Here is a 9,136-nt window from a genome sequence, read left to right on the forward strand (position 1 = left end):
GTTTCGGGTACCGCCCGCGCCGGGGGGGGGCGCGCCACACCCGGAAAAAAAACGGCGGCCCCATGGGCGCCGCCTTTCTTTTTGCTTGTCTCCGCTGTGCTTAGCAGCAGCGGAAGCCGCTCCTGCCGCCGAAGCGGGCTTCCTGACGTTCGCGGAAGAAGGTTTTGTAATCCATGACCTCGCGGTCAGGATGCTTCTCGCGCATGTGCCGGACATAGTTGTCGTAGTCCGGCACGCCGCAGCAAAGCCGCGCGGTCTGCACCAGACGCCGCCAGGTGCGGCGGAACGTCTGGTACTGGCCGACGGGGACCAGCTCGGTGCCCATTACAGATCAACCTCGTGCGGCTTCAGTGCCACGTACGGGGTTTCCTTGTCGGTGCGCACCGGCGAGCGACGTGCAGCGGCGATGGTCTTGATCGAGTACACCAGCACCGCGAATACCACGAACAGGAACAGCGCGGTCAGGCCGGTGTTGATGTAGTTGTTCACCATCACCTGGTGCATCTGGTCGAAGTTCTTCGACGGTGCCAGCAACTCGCCGGCGGCAATGGCGTCACGGTACTTGTGCGCCTGGGCCAGGAAGCCCACTGCGGGAACGTCGGAGAAGATCTTGATGAAGCCGGCTGCGGTGGTGCAGATCAGCAGCCAGATGGCCGGGACCAGCGGCACCCAGGCGTACTTGTCCTTCTTCATCTTGAACAGCACCACGGTGCACAGCAGCAGCGCCACGCCGGCCAGCATCTGGTTGGCGATGCCGAACAGCGGCCACAACATGTTGATGCCGCCCAGCGGATCGGTCACGCCCTGGTACAGGAAGTAACCCCACAGCGCGACGCAGCCACCGGTGGCGATGAAGCTGGCCACCCACGAGTCGGTGCGGCGCAGGGCCGGCACGAAGTTGCCGAGCAGGTCCTGCAGCATGAAGCGGCCAGAACGGGTGCCGGCATCGACAGCGGTCAGGATGAACAGGGCTTCGAACAGGATGGCGAAGTGGTACCAGAACGCCATCATGCCTTCGCCCGGCAGCACCGCGTGCAGGATCTGCGCGATGCCCACAGCCAGGGTGGGTGCGCCACCGGCGCGCGAGAGGATGGTGGTTTCACCAATCTCCGCCGCGGTTGCGGTGAGCTGGTCCGGGGTGATGGCAAAGCCCCAGTTGGTGACGACCTGTGCCGCGTGCACCACGTCGGTGCCGATGATCGCTGCCGGGCTGTTCATGGCGAAGTAGATGCCCGGCTCGATGATCGAGGCTGCGACCATGGCCATGATGGCCACGAACGATTCCATCAGCATGCCACCGTAGCCGATGTAGGCGGTGTGGCCTTCATTGGCCAGCAGCTTGGGCGTGGTGCCCGAGCTGATCAGCGCATGGAAGCCGGACACCGCGCCGCAGGCAATGGTGATGAACAGGAACGGGAACATGCTGCCCTTCCACACCGGGCCGGTGCCGTCGGTGAACTGGGTCAGCGCCGGCATCTTCAGCTCCGGCATCACGATCAGGATGCCGATCGCCAGACCGACAATGGTGCCGATCTTGAGGAAGGTGGACAGGTAGTCACGCGGAGCCAGCAGCAACCACACCGGCAGGACCGCGGCGACGAAGCCGTAGCCGATCAGCATCCAGGTGATCTGGATGCCGGTGAAGGTGAACATCGGGCCCATCACCGGATCCGCGGCAACCTTGCCGCCGTACCAGATCGCCGCGATCAGTAGCACCAGGCCAACGATGGAAATCTCACCGATCTTGCCCGGGCGGATGTAGCGCATGTAGATGCCCATGAACATGGCAATCGGCATTGTCGCGATCACCGTGAACATGCCCCAGGGGCTGCCCTCCAGTGCCTTCACCACGATCATCGCCAGTACCGCGAGGATGATGATCATGATCATGAAGACGCCGAACAAGGCGATGGTGCCGGGCACCTGGCCCATTTCCTCACGCACCAGATCGCCCAGCGAGCGGCCGTTGCGGCGGCTGGAGATGAACAGGATCATGAAATCCTGCACCGCGCCTGCCAGCACCACGCCGGCTATCAGCCAAAGCGTACCGGGCAGGTAGCCCATCTGTGCGGCAAGCACCGGGCCGACCAGTGGGCCGGCGCCGGCAATGGCGGCGAAGTGGTGGCCGAACAGGACGTGCTTGTTGGTGGGCACATAGTCCAGGCCATCGTTGTTGATGACCGCCGGGGTGGCGCGGGTGGGATCAACCCCCAGCACCTTGTTGGCGATGAACAGGCCGTAGTAGCGGAAGGCCACCAGGTACAGCGACACCGCTGCAACCACGATCCATAGAGCATTGATGTGTTCGCCGCGGCGTAGCGCCACAACGCCTAGACAGAACGCGCCTATCAGGGACAGCAGCGCCCATCCGGCTTTGGAAAAACCTTTCATCGAGTCGCCTCGCAGGGGAATGCCTGCAAGGGTCTACCCATGCAGGTCGGGGGTCAATGTGCATGGCAGCTGAATTGGATGCGACTTTGGTCTTAGGTCCATGTCTTATTGAACATGACTGGGGAGTCGTGGTGTTCCGGAGGTAGCCTTGCGGAACAAATGGTTGCAACTGTGATGATTGGATTGATCGGCAAGGGCGTCCATTGTCTGTCGCAAGTCCAAGGAGGTTCCTTATGAGTAGCAACGATTCCGCCCGGGTGCTGCGCAGCATCCGCGGCATGCCGACTTCCGACGGTGCCGGCGTGCGCCTGACCCGGGTCATTGGTACGCCATCGCTGCCGGAGCTGGACCCGTTCCTGATGCTGGACGAGTTCGGCACCGAGCGGGCCGAGGATTACATCGCCGGGTTTCCCGACCATCCGCACCGGGGTTTCGAGACGGTGACCTACATGCTCGACGGACGCATGCGTCACAAGGACAACCACGGCAACGAGGGTTTGCTTACTCCCGGCAGCGTTCAGTGGATGACTGCCGGCCGCGGCCTGGTGCATTCGGAGATGCCCGAGCAGGAGTCCGGCCGCATGCGTGGCTTCCAGCTATGGGTGAACCTGCCTGCGCGCGACAAGATGAGCGCGCCGCGCTATCAGGAGTTCGCGCCCGAGCGCATCCCGCAGTTGGCGCCGGCCGAAGGTGTGGGTGTGAAAGTGATTGCCGGCACGGTGGACTCGGTCAGCGGACCGATCCAGCAACCAGCCACTGACCCTGTTTATCTGGACATCGAACTGAGCGCGGGCACTGCCTGGAGTTACCGTTTGCCTGAAGGCCACAACGCCTTCGCCTATGTGTTCGAAGGTGACGTGTCGTTGGGCGAGGGCGAGGCGTCGCACGCGATTGAACTGCAGCAATTGGCGGTGCTGGGCGGTGGCAGCACGTTGCACATGCGTGCCGGTGCCGAGGGTGCGCGTTTGATCGTGGTCGCCGGGCGTCCGCTGCGCGAGCCGGTGGCACGGCATGGACCGTTCGTGATGAACACCCGTGAGGAATTGATGCAGGCCTTTGTCGACTATCAGGAAGGCCGCTTCTGAACGACGACCGGTCCCGTGCGCGATGCGACGGGACCGGCGCTAGTTGCCGTGCAACAATCGGCCAGGATTGATCGGCTCTTAGTTGCTGCCAGCCAAAGCAGACGGATTGAGGTTCAAGGTCTGGGTCAGGGTCTGCAGGGTGCCCAGCTCGGCATTGTCGGCGGCATCGATCCAGATCTGCGCATAGCGGTTCTTGTCCAGCTTGACCACGCTGATGCGGCGTGACTCCAGGCCCGGCAGGTCACGGCCGCCCATGTCCAGCTTGTACCAATGCATCTCGGTGCCGCCGAACGCGCCTTTTTCCGCGCGCAGCGGGCGGTTCAAGGACAGGCCCGGATCACGCCCGCTCAGCATCATGTTGAGGACAGCGCGGCCGTCTTCGGTGGTGGCCTTGCAGACGATGAAATCGCTCTGGGTCTGTTGCTCCCAATGCAGGCCGCTACTGGCTGGCAGGGATGGGCATTGCACGGCCTGCTGGGCGGAAGCGTTGGCGCTGGCTGCGAGCGCCAGCGCGGCAGAAAAAATAAGAACAGTCTTCACTTCGCATTCCCCCATGGAACATCGGCCTGACGGCGCGACGAAAAACGTGTGGATGGTTCTGAAGGCGGTACTGGCTGGTGGGCGGTATCCGTCCCTGTGTACGTGCATCCCCATGCGCGCCAGCCAAGTTGCGACGGTATTACAAAATCCCGGTCAGTTGCAAAGTGTCTTTTGCAGCGCAAAAGGAACGGCCCCTTATAGGGGCCGTTCCGGGAGTTACTAACAAATGAAACTATCGATGCGACTTACTTGTCGCTGCCAATCCACTTGTACGCAATGCCGCCGATGGCCGCACCCAGGATCGGTGCCACCCAGAACAGCCACAGCTGGCTGATTGCACCGGAGCCGGCAAACAGCGCAACGGCGGTGGAGCGGGCCGGGTTCACCGAAGTATTTGTGACCGGGATGCTGATCAGGTGGATCAGGGTCAACGCCAGGCCAATGGCGATCGGCGCGAAGCCGGCCGGGGCACGGCCGTGGGTAGCGCCCATGATCACGACCAGGAACACCGCAGTCAGCACCACCTCGCACAGGAACGCAGCGGCGACGGTGTAGCCACCCGGCGACAGCGCGCCGTAGCCATTGCTGGCGAAGGCGCCGGCCTGGCTGCCATCGATCAGGAAGCTGGCATTGCCCTTGGCGATCTGCAACAGGATGAAGGCAGCGACGATGCCGCCCAGTACCTGCGCCACGATGTAGGGCAGCAGGTCCTTGGCCGGGAAGCGACCGCCGGCCCACAGACCGATGCTCACTGCCGGGTTGAAGTGCGCGCCGGAGATATGGCCGAACGCATAGGCGCCGGTCAGTACGGTCAGGCCGAAGGCCAGCGCAACCCCGACAAAACCAATACCCAGCGGATTGGCGTCACCGCCGAACTTTGCTGCCAGCACCGCGCTGCCGCAACCGCCCAACACCAACCAGAAGGTGCCGAGGAACTCGGCGCCCAAACGCTTTCCCATGCTCATTGTGTCGTTCCCTATGTTTTCCCCGGTACGGGTGTGGGAAAAATAACGGAGAAGCGGGTGAAGTGAGTAACAAATTCGCTAACTAATTCGCCCGCGCAACTGTAGTGCTTTGGGTCTATGCGCGATTTGCGGGTTTCCAGACACAGCAAGGCAGGGGTGGCTATGGGAGTTCCGCCCGTGCTGTGACGAGGAAAGTGGGTTCAGCGGGGTAGGGGGATGAATTCCTTGTCATCGCCGGGAATCGTGCCGAAGCGACCGTTCTGCCAATCGTCCTTGGCCTGCTCGATGCGCTCCTTGGAGCTGGAGACGAAGTTCCACCACAGGTGGCGGGGGCCATCCAGCGGTTCGCCCCCCATCAGCATGGCCTTGAGCGGTGTCTTGGCGCGCAGACGGCTGTGTGCGCCGGGCTCGGGAATGATCAGGTGCTGGGTAGGTACATCCACCCCATCCAACTGGGCGTCGCCCTCAAGGATGTAGAGCGCGCGTTCTACATGGGAGTTGTCCAGGTCGATCTCGGCGCCGGGCTCAAGGTCGATGGCGACGTTCAAGGTGTCGGCGAACACCTTGACCGGTGATTCCTCGCCGTAGGCGCGGCCGGCGATCACCCGCAGCCAGGCACCGTCGCGGCGCTGCTGTGGCAATTGGTCCGCGGAGAAGTGGAAGAAGCCGGGGTCGGTTTCCTCATGGCTCTTGGGCAGCGCCACCCAGGTCTGCATGCCATGCCGGGCCTGCGCGTGTTCGCGGGCCTCGCCGGGGCTGCGCTCGGAGTGGGCGATGCCACGGCCGGCGGTCATCCAGTTGACGTCGCCGGGGCGGATGATCTGCTCCGACCCCAAGGTGTCGCGGTGGCCGATCTGCCCGGCCCACAGGAAGGTGACCGTGGCCAGGCCGATATGCGGATGCGGACGCACATCGATACCCTGGCCGGGGCTGAAGATTGCCGGGCCCATATGGTCCACGAACACGAATGAGCCAACGCTGCGCGCCTGCAGGGTAGGGACGGCGCGGCGAACCTGGAAGCCGCCAAGGTCGTGGACGCGCGGGCTGATGATGGTGGTCATGGCTGGCTGCTCCGGGGTGTTTGAATGTGGGGGCAGGATGGCACGGTGGAAGCGAAGAGGGGGTTGTCGTGCGGGGAATGGATTGTTGTTTTGGTGGGTGGGTTGGCAGGTTGGAAGCTGGCGGCTGACAGCGTTACCCCTCCCCAACCCTCCCCTTCGCTGCGCGAAAGGGAGGGGGCCAAAGCCCAGGTTGCGCGGAGGGCCGCCGCTTCGCCCCCTCCATTTGCCGAAGGCAAGGGGAGGGCTGTTGCCTTGCTCCCTCCCTTTGCCAAAGGCAAGGGGAGGGTTGGGGAGGGGTGAGCTTCTGCTCCTGCGCTTTCACCAATAAACCCCGTCCCCCCACAACTACTCAGCCCCCATACCCAAACCCTCGACAAAGAACGGATGCCAGCGTGAAGGGGCTACAATCGCCGTCTTACTTCCCCATCCGGAGACCTCCGCAGTGACCCGCAAACTCGTGCTGTTGCGCCATGGCCAGAGCCAGTGGAACCTCGATAACCGCTTCACCGGCTGGGTGGACGTGGACCTCACCGAGCAGGGCCGCCAGGAGGCCGCCAACGCCGGCCGGCTGATGAAGGAAGAAGGCCTGCAGTTCGACGTAGCCCACACCTCGGTGCTGAAGCGTGCCATCCACACCTTGCAGGGTGCACTGGCTGAACTGGGTCAGGATTGGCTGCCGGTCAACAAGTCCTGGCGTTTGAACGAGCGCCATTACGGTGGCCTGCAGGGCCTGGACAAGGCCGAAACCGCTGCCAAGCACGGTGAGGAGCAGGTCAAGGTATGGCGTCGTTCCTACGACATCCCGCCGCCGCCGATGGACCTGGCCGACCCGGGCCATCCGATCCATGACCGTCGCTACGCCGGTCTGGACCGCAATGCGCTGCCGGCCACCGAGTCGCTGGCGACCACGCTGGATCGTGTGTTGCCGTACTGGCACGATGCCATCGCTCCGCAGTTGAAGGAGGGCAAGACCGTGCTGGTCACCGCCCACGGCAATTCGCTGCGCGCGCTGTACAAGTACCTCAACAATGTGAGCAAGGAAGCCATCCTTGAGCTCAACATCCCGACCGGCATCCCGTTGCTGTTCGAATTGAACGATGACCTCACCGTCAAGTCGTTCCGTTACCTGGGCGATCCGGAAGCCGCCAAGAAGGCCGCCGAGGCCGTGGCCAACCAGGGCAAGGCAAAGTAAGCGATACACTGGAAGCAGCACCGCTGTTGCCTGCTCCAGCGGTGAATCACTCAAAGACCGATGCCAGCATGCTGGCATCGGTCTTTTTGTTTGTTTGTAGGAGCGGCGTAAGCCGCGAAGCTGGTAACGCTTGAATCGCCGGCCCAGATGTCATCTGATGATCTCCCTGCTTCGCGGCTGACGCCGTTCCCACAATAAGATCCGGCTTAGCGCCGTGTGAGTGATGCTTGGGAGTAGCGTTGCGGATCAGCGACGGCACGCCGGGTCGGCTTGGCATACCCGGTTGTCGCGTTCGGCAGCCTGTTTGCCCAAGCTGAGCCCGACGACCAGCTGGAACATGACCGCTACCAGGATCAGGCTGGCAATCCACAGGCCGATTTTCATCCGGTCAGCGGGACTCATCGCCGCGGTGCTGGGTGCGGGGCTGGCGATGGATTTGCCAGCATCGAGAAGATCCCCCGCCGCAACCTCCAGTGCCGCCGCAACCGCCATCCGCGATTCAAGCGAAGCATTGCCTTCGGTTTCCAGTCGTTGCACCGTGCGCGGGCTCAACCCGCAGATGCTGGCCAGGTGTTCCTGCGACCAGCCGCGGGCTTCGCGCAGTTGCCTGATCCGCTTTCCGTCGATCTTCACTGTTTGATCTTCCATGCTGCACTCCTGCCGATGTTAGCCGAGCTGCGAGACTGCCGGTCAACTGCGTTTGACAACACGACAGTAAGTCGACAGCAATGTGTCGTCCCAAAGGAATCAACGACTTGTGCGCTTCCACGGTGGCGGCTGAACTGCTCCGCGGTGCGCATGCAAGTGGGAGAGACAGACTTCGGATGGAGGCTGTGCCATGCCATCATCGGGCATTGATCACGATCACTGGAGTGTCCGCTTGAGCAAATGGATGATGTCGGTAATGGCGATGGTGGCGCTGAGCGCCTGTAGTGGTGCTCACCAGGCTGCACCCGATGCCACACCAGAAGCGGCCGCTGCGAAGCCTGCAGCCACAACCGCGCAGCGCGGCCAAGGCAACCCTTATGAAGTGCTGGGCAGTGAAGTCTGGGATGTGCCGGATCCGGTCAGTGGCCGCAATTACCAGGTGTTCGTGGCCTTGCCAGCCGGCTACGCGGACACCCCGGACAAGCGCTATCCGATCTTGTACGTCACCGATGCCGACTATGCCTTCCCGCTGGTCTGGCAGATGGCGCGGCGTTTGAACGTCGAAGGCCGCAAGATCGAGGACTTCATCCTGGTCGGCCTGTCCTATGCCAAGGGCGAGGGCGGCATGCAGAGCCGCCGACGCGATTACACACCCACTGCCAATGGCCCGAGCAGCTCGCCGGCCGATGCCGTGCACGGTGGCGCCGGCGACTACCTCACCTACCTGGAAACGCAGGCGTTGCCATTCGTGGCCAAGCGCTACCGCAGTGACGAAAGCCGGCGCATGTTCCTCGGCCATTCCTACGGTGCCTTGCTGGGGACGCAGGTGCTGCTGGAACGCCCACAACTGTTCAGTGGCTACATCCTCGGCAGTCCGTCGTACTGGTTCGACAAGCATGAGATGGAGCGTCGACTGGCCGTGGCTGGCAAGCCCGCCGAGCTCCCCGTGCGGGCCTATATGTATGTCGGCGAGTACGAGTCGGTGAAGCACGGCGGCGATGCCGACATGGTGGTGGATGCGCAGCGCATGATCGGCCTGCTGGGCGCGCGTGGTGGCCAGTCACTGGAGCTGAAGCTGGACGTGCTCAATGACGAGGACCATCTCAGTGTTGCACCGCGTGGCTTCATGCATGGCTTGAAGTACCTGCTGGCCGCGCCAAAGGGCTGAGTCGTCCAATCCCCAGGGCCGGGGGGGGGGGGCCCCCCCCCCCGGGCCCCCCGCGGCCGGCCCCCCCCCCCCCCCCCGGGCGGGCC

Annotated in this window: 9 protein-coding genes; 3 read left to right on the forward strand and 6 right to left on the reverse strand. The window is 63.3% G+C overall.

From position 1 onward, the window contains the following. Window positions 1-100: 100 nt before the first annotated feature. Both QMX78_RS18115 and QMX78_RS18120 read right to left on the reverse strand, forming a co-directional pair. On the reverse strand, window positions 101-325 hold the full coding sequence (locus tag QMX78_RS18115; protein WP_057626620.1) for a CstA-like transporter-associated (seleno)protein: 225 nt from the start codon (window positions 323-325) through the stop codon (window positions 101-103). After that, window positions 325-2,391, reverse strand: a complete 2,067-nt coding sequence (locus tag QMX78_RS18120; RefSeq protein ID WP_282272149.1) for a carbon starvation CstA family protein — start codon at window positions 2,389-2,391, stop codon at window positions 325-327. Before QMX78_RS18120 ends, QMX78_RS18115 begins: the two co-directional genes overlap by 1 nt. Before the next feature lie 233 nt (window positions 2,392-2,624). On the opposite strand from QMX78_RS18120, the gene QMX78_RS18125 reads away from it, so the two are divergent. Continuing rightward, the gene (locus QMX78_RS18125) at window positions 2,625-3,476 is read left to right on the forward strand and encodes a pirin family protein (protein ID WP_282272151.1); all 852 of its coding nucleotides are present in this window, start codon (window positions 2,625-2,627) and stop codon (window positions 3,474-3,476) included. Window positions 3,477-3,554: 78 nt separating this feature from the next. Here QMX78_RS18125 and QMX78_RS18130 read toward each other — a convergent pair whose 3' ends face one another. From QMX78_RS18130 to QMX78_RS18140, 3 genes are all read right to left on the reverse strand, one after another. Further along, the gene (locus QMX78_RS18130; RefSeq protein ID WP_282272153.1) at window positions 3,555-4,016 is read right to left on the reverse strand and encodes a hypothetical protein; all 462 of its coding nucleotides are present in this window, start codon (window positions 4,014-4,016) and stop codon (window positions 3,555-3,557) included. A 245-nt stretch (window positions 4,017-4,261) separates the two neighbouring features. Further along, a complete protein-coding gene (aqpZ, locus tag QMX78_RS18135; protein ID WP_282272157.1) occupies window positions 4,262-4,981 on the reverse strand; it encodes an aquaporin Z in 720 nt (239 codons plus the stop codon). Window positions 4,982-5,181: 200 nt separating this feature from the next. After that, window positions 5,182-6,042, reverse strand: coding sequence for a pirin family protein (locus QMX78_RS18140; RefSeq protein WP_282272159.1), 861 nt, complete (start codon window positions 6,040-6,042; stop codon window positions 5,182-5,184). A gap of 442 nt (window positions 6,043-6,484) precedes the next feature. Here QMX78_RS18140 and gpmA point away from each other — a divergent pair, with 442 nt between their 5' ends. Next, window positions 6,485-7,234, forward strand: a complete 750-nt coding sequence (gene gpmA / locus QMX78_RS18145; RefSeq protein ID WP_282272161.1) for a 2,3-diphosphoglycerate-dependent phosphoglycerate mutase — start codon at window positions 6,485-6,487, stop codon at window positions 7,232-7,234. A 246-nt stretch (window positions 7,235-7,480) separates the two neighbouring features. Here gpmA and QMX78_RS18150 read toward each other — a convergent pair whose 3' ends face one another. Beyond that, window positions 7,481-7,882, reverse strand: coding sequence for a helix-turn-helix domain-containing protein (locus QMX78_RS18150; protein ID WP_282272163.1), 402 nt, complete (start codon window positions 7,880-7,882; stop codon window positions 7,481-7,483). Between the two features lie 232 nt (window positions 7,883-8,114). Between QMX78_RS18150 and QMX78_RS18155 the strand changes: the two genes are divergently transcribed. Further along, window positions 8,115-9,050 (forward strand): alpha/beta hydrolase-fold protein, encoded by a 936-nt coding sequence (locus QMX78_RS18155; RefSeq protein ID WP_282272165.1) that lies wholly within the window; start codon window positions 8,115-8,117, stop codon window positions 9,048-9,050. The last annotated feature ends 86 nt before the right edge of the window (window positions 9,051-9,136 follow it).

Origin of the sequence: Stenotrophomonas sp. PS02298, assembly GCF_029959445.1 — a bacterium.
Taxonomy (GTDB): Bacteria; Pseudomonadota; Gammaproteobacteria; order Xanthomonadales; family Xanthomonadaceae; genus Stenotrophomonas.

What these genes read in the sequence shown, in the direction of transcription:
- QMX78_RS18115 (WP_057626620.1), bottom strand. Translation starts at nt 325, where the DNA reads ATGGGCACCGAGCTGGTCCCCGTCGGCCAGTACCAGACGTTCCGCCGC.
- QMX78_RS18120 (WP_282272149.1), bottom strand. Translation starts at nt 2,391, where the DNA reads ATGAAAGGTTTTTCCAAAGCCGGATGGGCGCTGCTGTCCCTGATAGGC.
- QMX78_RS18125 (WP_282272151.1), top strand. Translation starts at nt 2,625, where the DNA reads ATGAGTAGCAACGATTCCGCCCGGGTGCTGCGCAGCATCCGCGGCATG.
- aqpZ (WP_282272157.1), bottom strand. Translation starts at nt 4,981, where the DNA reads ATGAGCATGGGAAAGCGTTTGGGCGCCGAGTTCCTCGGCACCTTCTGG.
- QMX78_RS18140 (WP_282272159.1), bottom strand. Translation starts at nt 6,042, where the DNA reads ATGACCACCATCATCAGCCCGCGCGTCCACGACCTTGGCGGCTTCCAG.
- QMX78_RS18150 (WP_282272163.1), bottom strand. Translation starts at nt 7,882, where the DNA reads ATGGAAGATCAAACAGTGAAGATCGACGGAAAGCGGATCAGGCAACTG.